Origin of the sequence: Thauera sp. 63, from assembly GCF_000310165.2 — a bacterium.
Classification (GTDB): Bacteria; Pseudomonadota; Gammaproteobacteria; order Burkholderiales; family Rhodocyclaceae; genus Thauera; species Thauera humireducens.
Genome location: NZ_AMXC01000005.1, coordinates 178,379 through 198,794, shown reverse-complemented (window position 1 = coordinate 198,794; position 20,416 = coordinate 178,379). Strand labels below are relative to the sequence as shown.

At 65.9% G+C, this 20,416-nt stretch carries 15 protein-coding genes and 2 tRNA genes; 5 read left to right on the top strand and 12 right to left on the bottom strand.

Translation table 11 applies throughout. The features are described 5' to 3' along the window. Position 1: 1 nt before the first annotated feature. The 5 genes from rhuM to C664_RS07100 all read right to left on the bottom strand — a co-directional run bounded on the left by rhuM (position 2) and on the right by C664_RS07100 (position 7,144). Positions 2–985, bottom strand: a complete 984-nt coding sequence (gene rhuM, locus C664_RS07120) for a virulence protein RhuM/Fic/DOC family protein (RefSeq protein ID WP_004255988.1) — start codon at positions 983–985, stop codon at positions 2–4. Between the two features lie 25 nt (positions 986–1,010). Next, a complete protein-coding gene (locus C664_RS07115; RefSeq protein WP_004255986.1) occupies positions 1,011–1,640 on the bottom strand; it encodes a DUF2238 domain-containing protein in 630 nt (209 codons plus the stop codon). 13 nt (positions 1,641–1,653) lie between these two features. Beyond that, on the bottom strand, positions 1,654–2,343 hold the full coding sequence (locus C664_RS07110; protein WP_004255983.1) for a 2'-5' RNA ligase family protein: 690 nt from the start codon (positions 2,341–2,343) through the stop codon (positions 1,654–1,656). Positions 2,344–2,423: 80 nt separating this feature from the next. Beyond that, entirely contained in the window at positions 2,424–3,464 is a 1,041-nt protein-coding gene (locus tag C664_RS07105; RefSeq protein WP_004255981.1) for a response regulator, read from the bottom strand. Further along, positions 3,464–7,144, bottom strand: a complete 3,681-nt coding sequence (locus tag C664_RS07100; RefSeq protein ID WP_004255979.1) for a PAS domain S-box protein — start codon at positions 7,142–7,144, stop codon at positions 3,464–3,466. The genes C664_RS07105 and C664_RS07100 overlap by 1 nt, the downstream gene beginning before the upstream one ends. Before the next feature lie 630 nt (positions 7,145–7,774). Here C664_RS07100 and C664_RS07095 point away from each other — a divergent pair. Beyond that, a complete protein-coding gene (locus C664_RS07095) occupies positions 7,775–7,990 on the top strand; it encodes a hypothetical protein (RefSeq protein WP_004255977.1) in 216 nt (71 codons plus the stop codon). A 304-nt stretch (positions 7,991–8,294) separates the two neighbouring features. Here the strand turns inward: C664_RS07095 and C664_RS07090 are convergent. The 3 genes from C664_RS07090 to C664_RS07080 form a co-directional block, all read right to left on the bottom strand. After that, positions 8,295–8,370: transfer RNA gene (locus C664_RS07090), tRNA-Asn, on the bottom strand. A 64-nt stretch (positions 8,371–8,434) separates the two neighbouring features. Then, positions 8,435–8,510: transfer RNA gene (locus tag C664_RS07085), tRNA-Asn, on the bottom strand. A 92-nt stretch (positions 8,511–8,602) separates the two neighbouring features. Next, on the bottom strand, positions 8,603–9,811 hold the full coding sequence (locus C664_RS07080) for an amino acid aminotransferase (RefSeq protein ID WP_004255975.1): 1,209 nt from the start codon (positions 9,809–9,811) through the stop codon (positions 8,603–8,605). Positions 9,812–9,962: 151 nt separating this feature from the next. On the opposite strand from C664_RS07080, the gene uvrB reads away from it, so the two are divergent. Together uvrB and C664_RS07070 are read left to right on the top strand one after the other, a co-directional pair. Beyond that, positions 9,963–12,059 (top strand): excinuclease ABC subunit UvrB, encoded by a 2,097-nt coding sequence (uvrB, locus tag C664_RS07075; protein ID WP_004255973.1) that lies wholly within the window; start codon positions 9,963–9,965, stop codon positions 12,057–12,059. 17 nt (positions 12,060–12,076) lie between these two features. Continuing rightward, the gene (locus C664_RS07070; RefSeq protein WP_004255971.1) at positions 12,077–12,547 is read left to right on the top strand and encodes a low molecular weight protein-tyrosine-phosphatase; all 471 of its coding nucleotides are present in this window, start codon (positions 12,077–12,079) and stop codon (positions 12,545–12,547) included. Between the two features lie 51 nt (positions 12,548–12,598). Here the strand turns inward: C664_RS07070 and C664_RS07065 are convergent, their stop codons facing one another. Then, complete coding sequence (locus tag C664_RS07065) at positions 12,599–13,810, bottom strand: ISL3 family transposase (protein ID WP_443080555.1); 1,212 nt, start codon at positions 13,808–13,810, stop codon at positions 12,599–12,601. 152 nt (positions 13,811–13,962) lie between these two features. Continuing rightward, positions 13,963–16,956, bottom strand: a complete 2,994-nt coding sequence (locus C664_RS07060; protein ID WP_004255969.1) for an Rne/Rng family ribonuclease — start codon at positions 16,954–16,956, stop codon at positions 13,963–13,965. 445 nt (positions 16,957–17,401) lie between these two features. On the opposite strand from C664_RS07060, the gene C664_RS07055 reads away from it, so the two are divergent. Beyond that, on the top strand, positions 17,402–18,361 hold the full coding sequence (locus C664_RS07055) for an RluA family pseudouridine synthase (protein ID WP_038011188.1): 960 nt from the start codon (positions 17,402–17,404) through the stop codon (positions 18,359–18,361). Beyond that, positions 18,354–19,010, top strand: coding sequence for an HAD-IA family hydrolase (locus C664_RS07050; protein WP_004255965.1), 657 nt, complete (start codon positions 18,354–18,356; stop codon positions 19,008–19,010). Before C664_RS07055 ends, C664_RS07050 begins: the two co-directional genes overlap by 8 nt. A gap of 15 nt (positions 19,011–19,025) precedes the next feature. On the opposite strand, the gene C664_RS07045 is transcribed toward C664_RS07050, so the two are convergent. After that, positions 19,026–19,775 carry an SAM-dependent methyltransferase gene (locus tag C664_RS07045; protein ID WP_004255964.1) on the bottom strand — a complete coding sequence of 250 codons (750 nt, stop codon included), beginning with the start codon at positions 19,773–19,775 and terminating at the stop codon, positions 19,026–19,028. Beyond that, a complete protein-coding gene (locus tag C664_RS07040) occupies positions 19,772–20,347 on the bottom strand; it encodes a Maf family protein (RefSeq protein WP_004255962.1) in 576 nt (191 codons plus the stop codon). The genes C664_RS07045 and C664_RS07040 overlap by 4 nt, the downstream gene beginning before the upstream one ends. Between the last annotated feature and the right edge of the window lie 69 nt (positions 20,348–20,416).

The window sequence follows — 20,416 nt, the reverse complement described above, 5'->3', positions numbered from 1 at the left end:
GTCAGCTATCAGGCGCGAGCATGTTCATGATCAGGCGGACCATGGTGTCCTTGTTGGAGGGTGCGGATTCGGCCACTAACAGGGCGAGCGCGGCGAGGCCGATGTCGTTGATTACCGGCTGGCCGGCAGCATCCAGCAGGCGGCCATTGCGGTTGAGAAAATCCACGAACAGGAAGGCGCCGCTGCGTTTGTTGCCATCGGAGAATGGGTGGTTCTTGATGACGAAGTAGAGTAGGTGTGCTGCCTTGGTTTCGACGCTGGGGTAGGCGGGTTCGCCGAACACCGTCTGGTCCAGATTGCCGAGCAGTGCGACGAACGCCTCCTCGCGCTCGAGCGCGAAGAGGTCGGAGGCCTCTCCGCGAGCCATCAGTTCGGCCTTGAGCCTTGTGAGCGCGGTGCGTGCTTCGTCGAGCGTCGGCAGCACACCGCCGCGCTGCTCGCGCGGTTCGGCCAGCAGTCCTTCGTCGTAGCGTTGCAGAAGGAGGAAGGTTTGTGCATAACGGGTAACGATGTCCACCAACCCGCGCCCGGTATCGGCCAGCAGTGCCGGGCTCTGCGCAGCCTTCTTCACCAACTGCAGGGCGGCCTCTAGTTCGCGCGCGTTTGCTTCGAACCGCAGGCGGTTGAGCGTGTAGCCCTGGGTCAGGTGCTCGCGCAGGGTATGGGTAGCCCATTGGCGGAAGCGAGTGCCTTGTCTCGATTTCACCCGGTAGCCAACGGAGATGATTACATCGAGGTTGTAGAACTTCACCGGTTTGTCTGACCCGGCAATGTGCAAATTTTGCACATTGCCTTCTTCCTGTAGCTCACCCTCGGCGAAGACGTTGCGCAGGTGCTTGCTCACGACGGAGCGCTCTCGCCCGAAAAGCTTCGCCATCTGCTCCTGACGCAGCCAGACGCTTTCACCTGACAGTCGTACCTCGGTCACTGCGGTGCCGTCTTCGGCTTGGTAGATCAGGATATTGGGGTCAGTGTCCGCCGTCATGATGCGCTTCGTTCTCAAGCCAGCATCATAGCTCGCTGGAGAGGTTGTGGTGGTTCAGACTCAGACGCCGAAGCTGGCCATCCTGCCAGCGCCCGAGCAGCGCCAGGGCCGTCATCGCGCCGAGCAGCGCCATCAGCATGTCGGCCTGGGCGTCCCAGGGGTCGCCCTGCATGCCGATGAACTCCACCGAACCGCCGCCCCAGAAGACCGCCGCAGCCCATTCCACCAGCTCGTAGGTGGCGCTGATGCCGAGGCAGCTCGCGACGACGAGGAAGGACAGCCATTTTCCGGGGCGCAGCGGCGAGGTGCGCAGCAGCAGTTCGCGCCCGAGGATGGCCGGCGTGACACCCTGGAAGAAGTGGCCGAAGCGGTCGTAGGGGTTGCGCGCGAGATCGAACATCTCCTGCACGACGTTGCCGAGCGGCACCCGCGAATAGGTGTAGGCCCCGCCCATGATCAGGATCAGCGAGAACAAGGCGATCAGGCCGTAGGTCAGCGGTGTGAGCGGAAACCGGCGTGCGGTGGCGACCAGGATGGGCAGGGCGATGAGCACCGGCATGACTTCGGCCCACCACACGCTGCGGTCGTGCGGGGCGATGCCGGACAGTGCGAGGGCGACGAGGACGAGGACCAGCAGGGCGACGCGCAGGCTCATCGGACGATCTGGATCAGGGCAATGGGAAGGGCAGTATGCCTGTCTCGTGCCCGTTCAGTGTCTGGGTGGCGAAGTCGTAGTCGGCGATGCGGCTCAGCCGCCCGCCGATCACGGGGGCCGCGTAGCCGAGCAGGCTGAGGCGGGCGATGTGCAGGCGCAGCGGGGCGCCGGGGCGGAAATCGGCCAGCCGCGCACGCACTGCGTCCAGCGGCCAGGTACCGCCATACAGGCCGGTCGTGACGTGGGGCGTGTAGTCGTCGCGCGCCAGCGGGTGGGTGCCGGGCTGCAGGCAGTGGCGCAGCGCGGCGATGCGCGCGCCGGGGTCATGCACCGTCAGGTAGGGCGCCGAGGTGAAGCCGTCCAGTGCGCCGATCCCGATCACGAAGGGCTTGGGCGCGAGGCGGCGAAGCGCGTCGATCTGTCCCTGCAGCAGTGTGAGGCCGAAGTCGTCGTCGTGGCGCGGAGCTGCGCTCGGGAAGCCGCACAGGCTCAGCGTGATGTGGGGCTGGCGCACATAATCATCGAGCAGCAGGCCCGACAGGTGGTGTTGCGCCTGGGTGACGCGCTCGCGAACCGACTCGACATCCACGTCGAGCGCCCACAGCACGTAGTGGGGGCGGCCGAGATGCCATTCGGGAAAATCGCGGCGGACGTTGCGCAGCGTGGTGCCGGCGTGCGGCGGTACGGCGTGAATGGCGTCCATGAGTCTGCAGCGTGTATCTGGGCGGGGAAGGGATGATCGTGTCGGGCGCCGGTGGGAGGCCGGCGCGGCGTTCACCTCGGTCAGCAGGCGCCGGATTCTGCCAGTGCAGGGCGGAATTGCACGTCGGCGGCCTCCTCGGCGTAGCGCTCCCTGATCTCCAGGATTGCGGCGAGCCGGTCGATGAAGAGATCGACCAGCACCGGGTCGAAGTGCCTGCCCTTCTCCCTTTGCAGGAGGGCGATCGCGTCGTCTACCGTCCAGGCCTTCTTGTAGGGGCGTACCGACGTCAGGGCATCGAAGACATCGGCGATGGCCACGATGCGGGCTTCGATGGGAATCGCCTCGCCGGCCAGCCCGGCCGGGTAGCCGCTGCCATCGTATTTCTCATGGTGGGCGAGGGCGATGCTGCGGGCCATGCGCAACAAGGGCGAGTCGTGTTCGCCGAGGATTTCGGCGCCCATGCGCACATGCTCCTGCATGATGCTGCGCTCGGTCTCGTCCAGCGGCCCCGCCTTGAGAAGCACGGCATCGGGAATTCCGATCTTGCCGATGTCGTGCATCGGGGCCGCATTCATGATCTCTTCTGCGCGCGCTTCGCCAAGGCCGGCAGCGAGCGCGAGGATGCGCGAGTAGTGGCTCATGCGAACCACATGCAGGCCGGTTTCGTTGTCGCGATATTCGGCGGCGCGCCCCAGGCACTGGATGATCTGCAGGCGGGTCTGCTGCAGTTCGTCCACCCGCACCAGCGACAGATGCGTCCTGACGCGGGCGCGGACCACAGCCGGGCTGACCGGCTTGGTGATGTAATCGACGGCGCCGGCATCGAATCCGGCGGATTCGTCGCTGGCCTCGCTGAGGGCGGTCACGAAGATCACGGGAATGGCCCGCGTCGTCGTACCGGACTTGAGCCGAAGGCAGGTTTCGAGGCCGTTGAGCCCGGGCATCATGACGTCGAGCAGGATCAGGTGCGGGCGCTCGTCGGCGGCGAGCTGCAGGGCCTTCTCGCCGTCGCGGGCGAACAGCAGGCGGTAGTCGCCCTGCAGGATCTGTCGCAGGACTTGCAGGTTGATCGGTTCGTCGTCGACGACAAGGATCTTGGGTCGTTCGTCCAGCGTCGTCATCAGGTGCTTCCTTCGGTGGTGTAGCGCATCTGCAGGGCTGTGATGGCATGCCGTGCTGCATCGAAATCGAACGCGTCGATGGCTCGGTTCAAGGGGGTGAGGTCGGCAGCCGGGAGCGTTTCTGCAAGCGCGGCCAATGATGCCTCGGCGAGTTCGCCATGGGCGAGCGCCACGTCCAGCTTCTGCAAGGCGATGAGCGCGGCTGGCCTGTCGGCGTCGGCAAAGGGGGGCGATGGCGCGATTTCCCTTGCGCCATCGACGTGGCCGAGCGTTTCGCCGACGTTGATCAGCTCGTCCGCGAGGCGATTGAGCATGGACGGAATCGCCGACGTGTCCTCGGGCGGCTGTGTCCGCTCGATCGCATCGCTGATGCCGGCGACGCGGGACAGCGCCAGGTTGGCTGCCGCCCCCTTGACCCGGTGGGCATGGGCGGCGAGTTCGACGGGTTTCTCCAGCGCCGCCCGCATGCGATGGACGATGTCGCCGAAGTCTTCGAGGAACTGGCGGATGGCCGCAGCGTGACGCTGTTCGCTGCCCCACAGCTGGCGCCCTTTCTCCCAGTCGATGACCGAGCCGCGGACGTTGAGCGCGAGGACGGGCTGCGTCGGGACGGACTGCCCGACGGGCAGGCCAAGAACGCGGGCGATTTCGCGGGTCAGAAGGTGCAACTCGACCGGCTTGCTCGCGAAGCCGTCCATGCCGGACGCGCGGGCCGCGCGCGTGTCCTCTTCGAGGACGCTGGCGGTCAGGGCGACGATGGGGGTTGGCGAGCGCCCGGTCTCGTGCTCGATGCGCCGGATCCGGCGGCTGGCATCGAGACCGTTGAGGACAGGCATCTGCACGTCCATGAGGATGAGATCGAACTGTCCGCTGACGAACGCGGAAACGGCCTCTTCCCCATTGTTGACGGTGCTCACGGCATGGCCGAGGCGGCTCAGCGTGAGTTGCATGAGTTCCAGGTTCTGCGGGACGTCGTCGGCCACCAGCAGCTTCAGCGGAGGCAGGTCGATCGGGGTCTGTTCCTCGGCCACCGCAACGGTGTCGCCGATGGGCAAGGGCAGCTCGACGTGGAACTGGCTGCCGACGCCGAGTTCGCTTTCCACCCAGATGCGCCCGTGCATCAGCTCGATGAGCTGGCGGGCGATGGTGGTGCCGAGACCGGTTCCGCCGAAGCGGCGGGTCATGGATGCGTCCGCCTGGGCGAACGGATCGAAAATCCGGTCGATGCGATCGGCGGCAATGCCGATGCCGGTATCGCTGACGGTGAGATGGACCACGTCCCGGTCCAGCCTGACACTGACTTCGACCTGGCCGGTTTCGGTGAACTTGATCGCGTTGCCGACCAGATTGGTCAGGATCTGCCGGATGCGCAGCGTGTCGCCGCGGAAGAACTCCGGCGCGCGCTCGGGATAGTCCAGCCCCAGCATCAGGCCCTTGGCTTGCGCATTGATGCGTAGCGACGCGAGCACCTGCATGCACAGATCGCGCAGGGAAAAGTCCGTGATCTCGAGCTCGATGGCGCCGCGCTCGAACTTGGCGGTATCGAGGATGTCGTTCAGCAGTGCCAGCAGGGAGCGGGCCGAGGTACGAACGGTGTCGAGGTGACGCCGCTGGGCGTCGCTTGCGGGGTCGGCCAGGAGCAGCTCGGTAAAGCCGATGATGGCGTTCATCGGGGTACGGATCTCGTGGCTCATGTTGGCGAGGAAGGTGCTCTTCGCGGCCGCCGCCTGCTCGGCCTTGGCCTTGGCCTCGCGCAGTTCCTGTTCCATGGCGTGGCGCTCGGAGAGGTCGCTGGCCAGCTTGATGATCTTGTACGGGCGCCCATCCGGATCGAAGATGGGGTTGTAGCTGCCGTGGATCCAGATGTGCCGGCCGTCCTTGCCGATGCGGTGGAAGTCACCCGACGCATGGGTTCCTCGTCGCAGTGCCTCCCAGAGCTGCTCGTAGGCCGGGGATTCCGGTTCGTCTGCGGCACACAGGATTGCGTGTTGTTGTCCGACCAGCTCGTCCAGCCGGTAACCCGTCATGTCCAGGAAGTTCGGATTGGCATGCAGGATCCTGCCCTCGAGATCGAGTTCGATGACGGCGAGCGAGCGGCTGATGGCGTCGACGACGCCTTCGAACTCGGCACCGCGGCGCTTGTTGTCGGTGATGTCGATGATCACGCCATCGAGCCAGTCGACCTGACCGCCGGCTCCACGGACGGCGCAGGCACTCTCGGACACCCAATGCTCCCGGCCGCTGCGGTCGATGATGCGGTACTCGATCATGTACGAACGCTCGGCGCCTATCGCATCGTGGACCGTTGCCGTGATCCATGCGCGGTCGTCCGGGTGGATCAGCCCGGCAAGATGCTGCCTGCCAGCGGTGAAATCTTCAGGGAGCCAGCCCGTCAGGGTTTCGACGCCCTCGCTGATGAACAGCATGCTCCAGTCCGCGTCCACGCGGCAGCGGAAGGCAACGCCCGGCAGGTTGCCGATCAGCGAACGGTATTGCTGCTCGCTATGCCGCAGGGCCGCTTCCATCCGGTGGCGATCGCTGATGTCGGTGACGAAGCCGACAAACAGGGTTTCGCTTCCGATGACCGCCTTGCCGATCGCCAGTCTCAGCGGGAAGCGCGTGCCATCCTTGCGTTCGCCAATGACCTCGCGCCCCTTGCCGATGATCTTCGGCACGCCCCCCTGCCTGTAGTTGTGCAGGTAAGTGTCGTGCTGGCTGCGATCCGCTTCGGGCATCAGCATCTTGACGTTGCGGCCGATGACCTCGTCTGCCGCCCAGCCGAAGATGGTTTCGGCAGCGCGGTTGAAGGCACGGACGATACCCCGGCTGTCGATGGTGATGATGCCGTCCACCGCGGTATCGACAATGGTGCGCACCCGCGCTTCGTTTTGCACCATGCGCCGGTACATGGCCCTGTAGCGCAGCAGCATGTTGACGCCGCCGGTGACCAGGATGGCAAGGACGGTGATCCCTGCGATCGACAGCGCGAGGTATGCGTTCGAACCGGCGGTCGGGTCGGGCTCTGCCGGCATGATGAAGCGCGCGGCGTTCATGCCCACGTAGTGCATGCTGGAGATTGCAATTCCGAGCACGGAGCCGCTCAGGATGTTGATCTGGCTTTCGCCGAGGCGCAGTTGCGTGGTCAGACCGAAGCGCAACCACAGGGCCAGGATGGAAAGCGCGACCGCGACCAGGATCGAGACGCCGAACATCGACGGTTCGAAGCGCAGCTCGACCGAGTTGTGAATGGCGGCCATGCCGCTGTAGTGCATGACGCCGATGCCGGCCCCGACCGAAATCCCGCCCGCAATGAGCTGCCAGCGGGTGATGCGGTCCCGTGCGAGAAGTTGCAGCGCGATCCAGGACGCGGCGAAGCTCGGAAGCATCGACAACAGGGTGATGACCGGATCGTAGCGGGCCGTGCTGCAGATGCTGAACGCCAGCATGCCGATGAAGTGGATCGACCAGACGCCCGAGCCAAGCACGAAGGCGCCGGAGAGCAGGGCGATCTGCCTGCCGTGCGCGCGCGCGTCTGTCCGCGCCGCGCCTGCCAGCTGCATGGCCATGACGCCCGCGAGGACGGCGACAAACAAGGACACTGCCACGAGCGGGAGTTCATATTCGCCCTGGGACAGGTAAAGGACCTGGCTGTCGAGCAGGAAGAGGCGATCCAGTTGCATTGTGGCGGGAGAGTTTTTCTTGTGCCGCGCGAAGGAGGGCGCCTCGCGATCCGATCCCGGGATTCTAAAGCGCTCTAACGCGGGATCTGGAGACAAGCGTCACGATGATCGTCAACGAGACGGTGGAGGATGCACCATCGCTGACGCGTGTGCCGATCTGGGAGCGCCGGATACCGTGCGCAGGACGTTTGTCGGCTTCCAGCGATATCCATATCAAGGGTAGGCGCTCGTTGGCGTGGCGGACGGGCGTGAGAGCCCACCGGAGCGGGCCGGCGACGCGAACCGACTGGCAGAGGGGTATGGGAGCCGCGAAGTCACACCTTCAGCGCTTCCGGCCACAGGAAATACAGCCCGAATTTCTTGCTCATCCGAAACTCGCCGCCCGCTTCTTTGCATATGACGTTGGAGATGCTGAATGTTAGCCGACCAGATCCCGACAGGTAGTGATCTGTGCCTCGGATGGGTGCAATTCGGGAGGAGGGGCAGTCTCGCAGCGTCGGCCATTTGAGCGCGGGTGAGGGCAGATCGGGCAGAGGTGATCGGCCCGGTGTTTCAGGCAGACAGGCGGTTCCCTCGCCGTCGGAGGGCATGCCATCATGCGGGGCCTCACAAACACGCGGATGGGTCAATGTGCCCGTACTTCAGTCTTTCCCAATCATCCTCGCGCTTCTCGTCACGCTGACGCTTCACGGATGCGCGGTCGTCACCGTTGCAGGCGCAGCTGTATCCGTGACCGCGACGGCCGTCAGCGTCACCGCAAGTGCGGTTGAGACCACCGTCGACGTCGCTGCAGCAGGCGTGAATGCTGTTGTTGGTGATGATGAAGAAGAGTCGGACGCGGACTGACTGCCCGCGAAGACGTCGTTGGCTAGTGCTCTGCGTGATCTGGATGGTCCGAGGAGCGAGGGCTGATCGTCTGCGGTCGCCGTAGGGCTGCCGTCAGTTCGGTTGGGCGCAAGGCAAGGTCGAAGGGCTGCAGGGGCGGGTTCGGCGTGTGAGAAGCCCACAGGCGCCACCAGAACGGCCCAGTTCGGCCAGCCGACCATCAGGAGGGCATAGGACGCAGTGCGCAAGAAACGGCGCAGATGTCCGCGCTGATACCCGGTGAACGAAAAATGCCATCCCGAAGGATGGCATTCTCGTTTTAAGCTGGCTCCCCGACCTGGGCTCGAACCAGGGACCTACGGATTAACAGTCCGGCGCTCTACCGACTGAGCTATCGGGGAATTACCTTTTTGCAGCGTGGGCTGCGACTTGCTGTTCCTGTGGGAAACACCAAGTTCTGAAACTTGGCTCCCCGACCTGGGCTCGAACCAGGGACCTACGGATTAACAGTCCGGCGCTCTACCGACTGAGCTATCGGGGAACAGAGGCGCGCATTGTAGGTAGGGTGCGCCTTTGCGTCAAGGCGGGGTGAGGATTTTTTTGTGTCCTCGCCCCGCCCGGATCAAGCGAAGATCAGCCCTTGACGACCTGGGCGATGGCCTTGGCGACGTAGCCGATGTTCTTCGAGTTCAGCGCGGCCAGGCAGATGCGGCCGGTGGACACGGCGTAGATGCCGAAGTCGGACTTCAGCTTCTCGACCTGGTCGACGGTGAGGCCGGTGTAGGAGAACATGCCGCGCTGCTTGATGACGAAGGAGAAGTCCTGCGCCACGCCTTCGGCCTTGAGCTGCTCGACGAGGCTGGTGCGCATGCTGCGGATGCGGTCGCGCATGCCGGCCAGCTCGTCTTCCCACATCTGGCGCAGTTCGGGCGAGTTCAGCACTGCGGCGACGATGGCGCCACCGTGGATCGGCGGGTTGGAGTAGTTGGTGCGGATCACGCGCTTGACCTGCGACAGCACGCGGCCGGCTTCTTCCTTGCTGGCGGTGACGATCGAGAGTGCGCCGACGCGTTCGCCGTAGAGCGAGAAGCTCTTGGAGAAGGAGCTGGAGACGAAGAACTGCAGGCCGCTGGCCGAGAACGCGCGCACGGCCACGGCGTCGGCGTCGATGCCGTCGGCGAAGCCCTGGTAGGCCATGTCGAGGAAGGGGACCAGACCGCGGCTGCGGCACACGGCGACCACTTCATCCCACTGGGCGTCCGACAGGTCGGCGCCGGTCGGGTTGTGGCAGCAGGCGTGCAGCACGATGATCGAGCCGGCGGGCGCGGCTTCGAGGCTGGCCTTCATGCCGGCGAAGTTCACGCCACGAGTGGCGGCGTCGTAGTAGGCGTAGTTCTGGACCGGGAAGCCGGCGGATTCGAACAGCGCGCGGTGGTTCTCCCAGCTCGGGTCGGAGATGTAGACGCTGGCGTTCGGCAGCAGGCGCTTGAGGTAATCCGCGCCGACCTTCAGCGCGCCGGTGCCGCCCAGGGCTTCGACGGTGACGACCTGGCCGCTGGTGGCCAGTGCCGAGTCCTTGCCGAACAGCAGGTTCTGCACCGCGCTGTTGTAGGCGACAGGGCCTTCGATCGGCTGGTAGCCGCGCGGCGGCATGGCTTCGAGGCGGGCCTTTTCGGCGGCACGCACGGCAGCCAGCAGCGGGATCTTGCCGTTGTCGTCGTAGTAGACGCCGACGCCGAGGTTGACCTTCTCGGCACGGGTGTCGGCGGCGAAGGCCTCGTTCAGGCCAAGGATCGGGTCACGGGGCGCCATCTCGACGGCGGCGAAGATCGAAGCGGACATGAGGACTCCAGTCGTTCCAGTGGGGCAGCAATGGTCTCGTGCGGCAGGATCGGCAATGTGCCGTGCCTTGCGGCGCGATTTGGGAAATAATCGGCGTTTTCGTCCGGTGCTGCCGTGCGGCGATGCACCGGAATAGAGCGGGAATTTTAGCATGACGAGTCAAGGCAATAGCGCCGGAAACGATGCGCCGCAGCAAGGTGCGCAGGGTGGGCAGGTGGTCACCTTCGAGGGCAGCCCCTTCCGCCTGCACCAGCCGTTTCCGCCTGCCGGCGACCAGCCCGAGGCGATCCGCCTGCTGTGCGAGGGCGTGGAGGATGGCCTGATGTACCAGACCCTGCTCGGCGTGACCGGCTCGGGCAAGACCTACACCATGGCCAACGTCATCGCCCGGATGGGCCGCCCGGCACTGGTGCTGGCGCCGAACAAGACGCTGGCGGCGCAGTTGTACGCCGAGTTCAAGGAGTTCCTGCCCGAGAACGCGGTCGAGTACTTCGTCAGCTACTACGACTACTATCAGCCCGAGGCCTACGTGCCCTCGCGCGACCTTTTCATCGAGAAGGACTCTTCGATCAACGAGCACATCGAGCAGATGCGGCTGTCAGCGACCAAGAGCCTGATGGAGCGGCGCGACGTGGTCATCGTGGCCACGGTGTCGTGCATCTACGGCATCGGCGACCCGGTCGATTACCACGCGATGATCCTGCACCTGCGCGAAGGCGAGCGCATGGCGCACCGCGACCTCATCCAGCGCCTGGTGGCGATGCAGTACACCCGCGCCGACATCGACTTTCGCCGCGGCACTTTCCGCGTGCGCGGCGACGTGATCGACGTCTTTCCGGCGGAGAACGCCGAGCTCGCGGTGCGCATCGAGATGTTCGACGACGAGATCGAACACCTGACCCTGTTCGACCCGCTCACCGGGCATCTGAAGCACAAGCTGGCGCGCTTCACCGTGTATCCGTCCAGCCACTACGTGACGCCGCGCGCCACGGTGCTGCAGGCGATCGAGGCGATCAAGGAGGAGCTGAAGGAGCGCATCGCGCTGTTCCAGCGCGAGGGCAAGCTGGTGGAGGCGCAGCGCATCGAGCAGCGCACCCGCTTCGACCTCGAGATGTTGAACGAGATGGGTTTCTGCAAGGGCATCGAGAATTACTCGCGTCATCTGTCTGGCCGCGGGCCGGGCGAGCCGCCGCCGACCTTGATCGACTATCTGCCGCAGGACGCACTGCTGTTCATCGACGAGTCGCACGTCGCCATCGGCCAGGTGGGCGGCATGTACAAGGGCGACCGCTCGCGCAAGGAGAACCTCGTCGGTTACGGCTTCCGCCTCCCATCCGCGCTGGACAACCGGCCGCTGAAGTTCGACGAGTTCGAGCGCCTGATGCCGCAGACCGTTTTCGTGTCGGCGACGCCGGCGAAGTACGAGGAGGAACACCAGGGGCAGGTGGTGGAGCAGGTGGTGCGCCCGACCGGCCTGATTGATCCGGTGGTCGAGGTGCGCCCGGCAATGACGCAGGTGGATGACCTGCTCTCCGAGATCAAAAAGCGGCTCGAGGTGAACGAGCGCGTGCTGGTCACCGTGCTGACCAAGCGCATGGCCGAGGACCTCACCGACTACCTCGCCGACAACGGCATCCGCGTGCGCTACCTGCACTCCGACATCGACACCGTGGAACGGGTCGAGATCATCCGCGACCTGCGCCTGGGCGAGTTCGACGTGCTGGTCGGGATCAACCTGCTGCGCGAGGGCTTGGACATCCCCGAGGTGTCGCTGGTGACCATCCTCGATGCGGACAAGGAGGGCTTCCTGCGCTCCGAGCGTTCGCTGATCCAGACCATCGGTCGCGCTGCGCGCCACCTGCATGGCACCGCCATCCTCTACGCCGACCGCATGACCGACTCGATGAAGGCCGCCATCGGCGAGACCGAGCGCCGCCGGCAGAAGCAGATCGCCTTCAATGAGGCCAACGGCATCGTGCCCAAGTCGGTGACGAAACGCATCAAGGACATCATCGACGGGGTCTATGATTCGGATGGAGCCAAGCGCGATGCCGCACGCGTGGCCGAGAAGGATGCCGATTATGCGGTGATGGACGAGAAGGCACTGGCGCGGGCGATCAAGCGCCTGGAAAAAGAGATGCAGGAACACGCCCGCAACCTGGAGTTCGAGAAGGCCGCTGCAGCGCGCGACGAGCTGTTCAAGCTCCGCCAGCGCGCATTTGGCGCAGACCAGCACGGCAGCGTCTGACGAGGAGGAGACGAAGAATGACGAAGATCCTGTTCGTATGCACGGGCAACATCTGCCGCTCGCCGACGGCGGAGGCGGTGGCGCGGCATTTCATCAGCACGGGCGGGCTGGACGGGCTGATCGAGGTCGACTCGGCCGGGACGCACGGTTACCACGTGGGCGAGGCGCCCGATCCGCGCACGCGCAAGGCGGCGCAGCTGCGTGGCTACGATCTGTCGGCCTTGCGCGCGCGCAAGCTGGATCCCTTCGATTTCCAGCGTTTCGACCTGCTGCTGGCGATGGATCGCGGGCACCTGGAGACGATGCGCCGCTTGTGTCCCGAGGTCTATCGTCCGCGACTCGGGCTGTTCATGGAGTACGCGCGCAACAGCGAGTACGACGAAGTGCCCGATCCCTACTACGGTGGGCCACGGGGCTTCGATGTGGTGCTGGACATGTGCGAGGACGGCGTGAAGGGGCTGCTGGAGACCGTGACCGCGCGCGCTTGAACTGTCGCTGCCTGGCGTCATGCCGCCAGCGGGCCGACCATGAAAAAAGGTTCATCGCGCCTTTCCGGGGAAGGCGGCCTTGATCTTCAGGAAGAAATAGGCTGAATCCCGGAACCCGTAGGCCATACGCTTGATGACCTTAATGCGGTTGTTGACGCCCTCGAGAATGCTGGTGTTCAAGGGAAAGATGGCTGAGGCGAGGATGCCACGCAGGTACTTTCGGAGTCGCTTTGCAAAGGCGATCGCCGGCGCGATGCCGCTTTCGATCGCCAGGCGGTACCAGTCTTTCCATCTTCGGGCGCCGTCTCTGATCGATGGCGCAAACCAGATTTCCTTGATGGCGGTCTTCAGCAGATAGACGGTAGCCAGCGGTGCGTTGGCCGCCAGCAGTTCCTCGAGCTTGACCGCCTGCTCGTTGCCCAGGTTGTCGCGGTTGCGCAGCAGCAACCAGCGCGAGCGCTTGATGACCTGACGTTGTGCGGGCGCACTGCGCAAGGCATTGGCCTGATCGACGCGCACCCGGTCGACGACCTCCCGACCAAAGCGGGCGACGACATGGAACAAGTCATAGACGACTTCGGCGTTCGGGCAATGGGCGCGCACCTCCAGATCGAAGGCGGTGTTCATGTCCATTGCGACCGCCTCGATGTGCTGACAGCCCTCTTTGCCCAGCAATTCGAAGAAGGGCCGGATCGCCTCGCGGCTGTTGCCTTCGCCGACCCACAACACGCGCATACGTTCAGCATCCATGATCACCGTCGCGTAGCGGTGCCCCTTGTGCAGCGCGAACTCGTCCATCACCAACCGACGCACGCCCTGCGCATCGAAAGTGCCATACCGGGTCTGCAGACGCCGATGGTCGATGCGCTTGATGGTGTGCCAGTGCAAGCCCGTGAGTTGGGCGACGTGGGCGATCGGCAGGATCTGCACCAGCGCCTCGATCCAGGCGCGTAATCGGTGTGTGATGCGCTCACCCGTGTCGAGCCAGCTCAGGCGCTCGGCCGCCCGTGCGCCACACTGGTAACAGTCGAGGCGGCGAATCGGCACATCCAGCCAGACGCGTCGATCGAACCAGTCTCGATCGCGCACCCGGCGTCGCCGGCGCTCGTGGAGCAGAACACAGTCGCTACCGCAGCGCCCACATCGCGGGCGGTGTGAGGGGTCTTCAGCGAGGGTGAGAAGGAGCGAACCGTCGGCTCGCTCCTGGCATGAATCGACGAGGCGGCCTTCCCAGAAGACCACGCCCAACATAGCATCGCGCATGACGGGGAAGAGGAAGGGGATCGGTTTGTTTGGCGACTGCCAATCTACCAACCTCAGAACCGTCAACCACTACTTCCCCCAGATCGCGCGAAGAACCTGAAAAAAGGCCATCCTTGCGGATGGCCTTCGTGTTTGCGCAGTGCGCGCGACGCTTACTTGTTGGTCTCGACCTGCTGCAGCGGTTCCTCGGCGATGACCGGGGCCGGGCGCGGCTTGCGACCCAGGCGCACGGTCTGTTCCGGTGCGCCGGTGCCGAATGCGGCACGCTTGGACGGATCGGTCTCGATCATGATCAGGCCGCTTTCGGTCGGCGTCGTCGGCAGTTCGATCGGTGCGCTCGGCGCCAGCCTGGCTTCGGCCTCGCTTGCCGCCACAGGGGCTTCTTCGGTCGCCTGCGCGGCAACCGCACGCTCGATCAGCGTGGGCGCTTCCGCAGTGATGGCCGGCTCGGTCTCGACAGAAGTCACTTCGGCAGGCACCTCGGTTTCCGCGGCGACTCCGGTCTCGAGCTTCACCGGTGCCGGCGCGGCCTCGACCGACTCCTCTGCAGCGACCTCGACGGTCACCGCTTCGGCAACCGGCAGGGGCAGCGGAGCGGCTTCTTCGGCCGCGGCGGCTGGCTCGACCTCGGCCGGCTCGGCAGTGACCGTTGCGGCCACGATGGCTTCCTCGGTCACGGCAACCGGCGCGGCTTCGACCGCGGCAGCCGGGAAGGGCTCGGCGGCGGGCTCTTCGACGCGTGCCTGCTCAGTCGTCGGCGCAGGCGTCTCGACGGGCTCGACCGCCGCGACCGGGGGCGCCTCGATCTGAACGGGGACTGCTTCGGTGGTAGTGGTTTCAGCCTCGGGTGCCAGCTCGGCGGCGTCGCCCGCCAGCGCTTCTTCGGTGGCGACGCTGGTGCCAGTGCCCTGGGCTTCGCCGGAGCGGCGACCGCGACCACGGCCGCGGCGGCGGCGCTTCTCGCTGGGCGCGCCGTCTTCGCCTGCGGTCGGCTCGACGACAGCTGCTTCGGCGCTGACCGCGACCTCGGCTGCAACAACCGGCGCTGCGGCCTTCAGCAAGGCCTCGTTGCTCTCCGTTGCAGCGACCTCGACGGCGCGCTCGGCGTCTTCGGCACGCTGCCCGCGCTGACCGCGACCGCGACGGCCTTCGCCGCGCTCCTGACGTTCGCCCCGTTCCGGACGCTCGCCGCGTTCGGTCTTCTCGGCTTTCTCGGTCTGGACGGCACGTTGCGGCTTCTCGCTGCCTTCGGTGCGCTCCTGGCGCTCGCCGCGCTGGCCGCGTCCGCTCTGGGGCTCGCCATCGCGTTCGCCGCGGCGGCCCCGGTTGCCATTGCCGCGACGGCCTTCGCCGTTGCGTTCGCTGCGACCGCGGCCTTCACGCTTCGGAGCGGCTTCGATCACCGGCTCGGCGACGGGTTCGGCAGCCTGAGGCTTGCCGCCGGTAAACCAGCTCATGATGCGGGCGAGCAGGCCCTTCTGCACAGGTGCGACAGGCGCTTCCGCGGCAACGGGCGCAGGTGCGGCGACCGGAGCCGGCTGCGCGGGGGCGATGCCCTTCACCGCGGCCTCCTGGCGGGCCGGGCGCTCGTTGGCCTTGGACGGCAGGCGCTCCTCCTCCTCGGCGGGCTTCTGCACCATCTGGTAGCTGGCCAGCGCGATGTCCTCGGCGTTCAGCTGATCGTGGCGCAGGCGGATGATCTCGTGCGCCGGCGTTTCCAGATGACGGTTCGGCACGATGATGAGCTGCACCTTGTGGCGCATCTCGATGCGGGCGATATCGACGCGCTTCTCGTTGAGCAGGAAGGTGGCGACGTCGACCGGCACCTGCAGGTGCACCGCGCCGGTGTTCTCCTTCATCGCTTCCTCTTCGAGGATGCGCACGATGTGCAGCGCGGAAGATTCGGTGCTGCGGATGTGGCCGGTGCCGTTGCAGCGCGGGCAGGTGATGTAGCTGGTTTCGGCCAGCGCCGGGCGCAGGCGCTGACGCGACAGCTCGAGCAGGCCGAAGCGGCTGATCTTGCCGGTCTGCACGCGGGCGCGGTCGTGGCGCAGCGCGTCGCGCAGGCGGTTCTCGACCTCGCGCTGGTTCTTCTGCGACTCCATGTCGATGAAGTCGATGACGATCAGGCCGCCCAGGTCGCGCAGGCGCAGCTGGCGGGCGATCTCGTCGGCGGCCTCGCAGTTGGTGCGGAAGGCGGTTTCCTCGATGTCCGAGCCCTTGGTGGCGCGACCCGAGTTGACGTCGATCGACACCAGCGCTTCGGTGTGGTCAATGACCACGGCGCCGCCTGAGGGCAGTCCGACCTGGCGCGAGTAGGCCGATTCGATCTGGTGCTCGATCTGGAAGCGCGAGAACAGCGGCACGTCGTCGCTGTAGCGCTTCACGCGGCTGACGTTGCCCGGCATGACGTGGGCCATGAACTGGCGTGCCTGCTCATAGACGTCATCGGTGTCGATGAGGATCTCGCCGATGTCGGGCTGGAAGTAGTCGCGGATCGCGCGGATCACCAGGCTGCCTTCCTGGTAGATCAGGAAGGCGCCGTTCTGGCCCTGCGCGGCGCCTTCGATGGCGCGCCACAGCTGCATCAGGTAGTTGAGGTCCCACTCGAGCTCTTCGGCGCTGCGGCCGATGGCAGCGGTGCGGGCGATCAGGCTCATGCCCTGCGGCACGTCGAGCTGGTCCATGATCTCGCGCAGTTCGGCGCGCTCGTCGCCCTCGACGCGGCGCGATACGCCACCGCCGCGCGGGTTGTTGGGCATCAGCACCAGATAACGGCCAGCCAGCGAGATGTAGGTGGTGAGCGCCGCGCCCTTGTTGCCGCGTTCGTCCTTCTCGACCTGGACGATCAGCTCCTGGCCTTCCCTCAGCGCTTCCTTGATGGAGGCCTTGCCGGCGTCAACGCCAGGCTGGAAGTAGGAGCGGGAGATTTCCTTGAAGGGCAGGAAGCCATGGCGCTCGGCGCCATAGTCGACGAAAGCCGCTTCGAGGCTGGGCTCGATGCGGGTGATGACCGCCTTGTAGATGTTGCTCTTGCGTTCTTCTTTTGCGGCCGATTCGATATCGAGGTCGATCAGTTTCTGACCATCCACGATCGCGACGCGCAGTTCTTCGGCCTGCGTCGCATTGAAAAGCATGCGCTTCATTTGGATCGTTCTCCCGCGTCAAAAGCACGGGCAGGACGAACGGCGCGCACCATCGCGCTTTCCGGGTTCAGGAGCGATTGGGTAGGGCTTCTGCTGTCATCCGGTGGGTTTGTCGGGCTGTGATGGGTCGGCTGGTCGATATTCTCTTGCTCCCGCCGGCGCGCCGGGTAGGGCGGCCGGGCCGGAGCATTTGATCCTGCAAGTGCGAGTAACGCGTCAATATCCAACCCTGAGGCTGGATGGGTGTATCGAAGTTGGCGATTGCGTTACCATCGGCGCCTTTTTCGGCTTTGGATGGCACGCAGCGGTGACGCCGGGAGCGCTCTTCAGGGCTCATCGCCAGCAGTCTGCCGTCGTCGATCGGTATCGGCGTTTTGACGCACGAAACCTCGACGTGATGCACTTGGCTGGCAGCGACCGGGTCAACCGCCCGAAAGTATATTTCATGACGACTATCGAAGGCAAAAGCATTGCGGTAAGACACGAGCGTATCGACGAGGCTTCGGCCGGTCAGCGCATCGACAATTACCTGCTGCGCGTCGCCAAGGGCGTGCCCAAGAGCCACATCTATCGCATCCTGCGCAGCGGCGAGGTGCGCGTGAATGGCGGGCGGGTGCAGCAGACCTACCGTCTGGCGGAAGGCGACGAGGTGCGCATTCCGCCCATCCGCGTTGCCGAGCCGACCCGCAGCGCGCCCGCGCCCGCGGGCAAGCCCTTGCCCGTGGTGTTCGAGGACGAAGCACTGATCGTTATCGACAAGCCGGCGGGCAAGGCGGTGCATGGCGGTAGCGGCGTGAGCTATGGCGTGATCGAGCAGTTGCGCGTGCAGCGTCCGGAGGTGCGCATGCTCGAGCTTGCGCACCGCCTCGACCGCGAGACATCGGGCCTGCTGATTGTGGCGAAGAAGCGCTCGGCGCTGACCGCGCTGCACGACATGATGCGCGAGGGGCGCATCGAGAAGCGCTACCTGACGCTGGTGCCCGGGCGCTGGAACAATCCGCTGCAGCACGTGAAGGTGGCGCTGCACAAGTACCTGACCGGGGACGGCGAGCGGCGCGTGCGGGTCAGCGACGAGGGCAAGCCTGCGCACAGCATCGTCCGTCTCGTGCAGCGGTGGCGCGACTACAGCTTGCTCGAGGTCGAGCTCAAGACCGGCCGTACTCACCAGATCCGCGTGCATCTGGCGCATCTGGGCTTCCCGCTGTGCGGTGACGACAAGTACGGTGACTTCGCGCTCAACAAGCGGCTCGAAGGCGAGGGGCTGAAGCGCATGTTCCTGCATGCGGCGAAGCTGAAGTTCGCCCACCCGCTGACGGGCGAGGCCCTGTCCTTCGAGGCGCCGCTGCCTGAGGAGCTGCAGGGCTTCGTCGATCGGCTGGGCGCACCGGAGAAGAGCCATGGCTGAGCGTTTCGATCTGATCGTGTTCGACTGGGATGGCACGCTGATGGACTCTGCCGCGGCCATCGTGCATGCGATCCAGGCTTCGTGCCGCGATCTCGGTCTGCCCGAGCCGTCGGACGAGCATGCGCGCTACGTGATCGGACTGGGCCTCGGCGATGCCCTGCGTCACGCCGTCCCCGAGCTGCGCGAGTCCGACTATCCGCGCATGATCGAGCGCTACCGCCACCATTATCTTTCGCGCGACCACGAGCTCACGCTTTTCGACGGTGTCGAGGCGCTGCTCGCCGAACTGGCCGCTCGCGGCAGGATGCTCGGCGTGGCGACCGGCAAGAGCCGGGCGGGGCTGGACCGCGTGCTGGGCAACACCGGGCTGGGCGTGCATTTCCATGCCACCCGCTGCGCCGACGAGTGCTTCTCCAAGCCGCATCCGGCGATGCTCGACGAGTTGATGGACGAGCTTGGCGTGATGCCCGAGCACACGCTGATGGTGGGCGATACGACTCACGACCTGCAGATGGCGAAGAATGCGGGTGTCGCTGCGCTGGGGGTCAGCTTCGGGGCGCATCCGCGTGCCGCACTCGAGGCGGAGTCGCCGCTGGCCTGCGTGCCGACGCCTGGCGACATGGTGCGCTGGCTGCTCGGCCGCGCCTGAGCGGCGCGTCGGCCTTCAGGCGAGCAGCAGGAACAGGCTGGGGCGCTTTGCGAGTGCGGGATGTCCGGTCTTCTTCCAGTCGCGCACGCTGCGGGTCTGGAGCAGTTCGCCGGCCGTGCTGAGGTCGCAGGCCACGCACACGCGCGTTTCCGGCTTCAGCGTTTTCAGCAGGGCGTCGAACATCCGCTCGTTGCGGTACGGCGTCTCGATGAAGATCTGCGTGCGTCCTAGCTTGCGCGACTCGTCTTCGAGCGCGCGCAGCGTGGTGTCGCGTTCGGCTTCGTTCACCGGCAGGTAGCCGTGGAAAGCGAAGCTCTGGCCGTTGAGTCCGGAGCCCATCAGGCCGAGCAGGATCGACGACGGGCCGACCAGCGGTGCAACGCGGATGCCGAGCGCGTGTGCGCGGGCGACGAGGCGTGCGCCAGGGTCGGCGACGGCCGGACAGCCGGCGTCGGACATCAGGCCGATGTCGTGGCCCTCGAGCGCGGGGGCGAGCAGGGCGTCGAACTCGGCGTCTCTTGCGCTGGCAGGGTCGCCCGGGAGTTCGCGGATGTCGGTGTCGCGCAGCGGGTGCGGATAGTCGAGCTGCTTCAGGTGGGCGCGCGCCGCGCGCGCCGTCTCCACGACGAAGTGGTGGAGCCTGGCTGTGATTGCCTGGGCCTGAGCGGGCAGGAAGCTGTCCCAGGGGGCGTCACCGAGGGCGACAGGCACCAGGAAGAGTGTGCCGCGCTCGGCGGGGTGGTGGTGTTGGGGCTGGGTGCTCACGGCAGGTCGACGCCTTCGGCGCGCAGCATCCGGCACAGTGCGATCAGCGGCAGGCCGATCAGTGCGGTCGGATCGTCGCCGGACAGCGCGTCGAGCAGGGCGATGCCGAGGCCTTCGGACTTCGCGCTGCCGGCGCAGTCGAGCGGGCGCTCCTTGGCGACGTAGCGCCGGATCTCGTCGTCGCCCAGCGTACGGAATCGCACCGAGGTTGGGACGCCCTCGACCTGTATGTGGCCGCTGCGGGTGTTGAGCAGGGCGAGGGCGGTATGAAAGATCACCGTCTGGCCGCTCATGCGCTGCAATTGCTCGACCGCACGGGCTTCCGTGCCGGGCTTGCCGAAGACTTCATTGCCCATGTGAGCGACCTGATCGCTGCCGATGATCAGTGCGTCCGGCCAGTCACGGGCGACCGCGCGCGCCTTCTCGGCTGCGAGCCGTTCCGCAGTGGCAGCGGGCGTCTCGCCGGGGAGTGGGGTTTCGTCGGTGTCCGGACGAGCGACGGAGAATGGAATGGTCAGGCGTTCGAGCAGCGTCCGCCGGTAGGCGGAAGTGGAGGCGAGGACGAGCTTCATCGGGCGGGCGGGGGGCGAGTGCGACGGAGGTGCGGGAGCCGGGTAAGGCGGCGCGCTGCATGACGGCTT

Bases quoted from the DNA above. Each gene is read 5' to 3' on its own strand.
- rhuM (WP_004255988.1), bottom strand. From the start codon at position 985: ATGACGGCGGACACTGACCCCAATATCCTGATCTACCAAGCCGAAGAC.
- C664_RS07115 (WP_004255986.1), bottom strand. From the start codon at position 1,640: ATGAGCCTGCGCGTCGCCCTGCTGGTCCTCGTCCTCGTCGCCCTCGCA.
- C664_RS07110 (WP_004255983.1), bottom strand. From the start codon at position 2,343: ATGGACGCCATTCACGCCGTACCGCCGCACGCCGGCACCACGCTGCGC.
- C664_RS07105 (WP_004255981.1), bottom strand. From the start codon at position 3,464: ATGACGACGCTGGACGAACGACCCAAGATCCTTGTCGTCGACGACGAA.
- C664_RS07100 (WP_004255979.1), bottom strand. From the start codon at position 7,144: ATGCAACTGGATCGCCTCTTCCTGCTCGACAGCCAGGTCCTTTACCTG.
- C664_RS07080 (WP_004255975.1), bottom strand. From the start codon at position 9,811: ATGTCCGCTTCGATCTTCGCCGCCGTCGAGATGGCGCCCCGTGACCCG.
- uvrB (WP_004255973.1), top strand. From the start codon at position 9,963: ATGACGAGTCAAGGCAATAGCGCCGGAAACGATGCGCCGCAGCAAGGT.
- C664_RS07070 (WP_004255971.1), top strand. From the start codon at position 12,077: ATGACGAAGATCCTGTTCGTATGCACGGGCAACATCTGCCGCTCGCCG.
- C664_RS07065 (WP_443080555.1), bottom strand. From the start codon at position 13,810: ATGCGCGATGCTATGTTGGGCGTGGTCTTCTGGGAAGGCCGCCTCGTC.
- C664_RS07060 (WP_004255969.1), bottom strand. From the start codon at position 16,956: ATGAAGCGCATGCTTTTCAATGCGACGCAGGCCGAAGAACTGCGCGTC.
- C664_RS07055 (WP_038011188.1), top strand. From the start codon at position 17,402: ATGACGACTATCGAAGGCAAAAGCATTGCGGTAAGACACGAGCGTATC.
- C664_RS07050 (WP_004255965.1), top strand. From the start codon at position 18,354: ATGGCTGAGCGTTTCGATCTGATCGTGTTCGACTGGGATGGCACGCTG.
- C664_RS07040 (WP_004255962.1), bottom strand. From the start codon at position 20,347: ATGAAGCTCGTCCTCGCCTCCACTTCCGCCTACCGGCGGACGCTGCTC.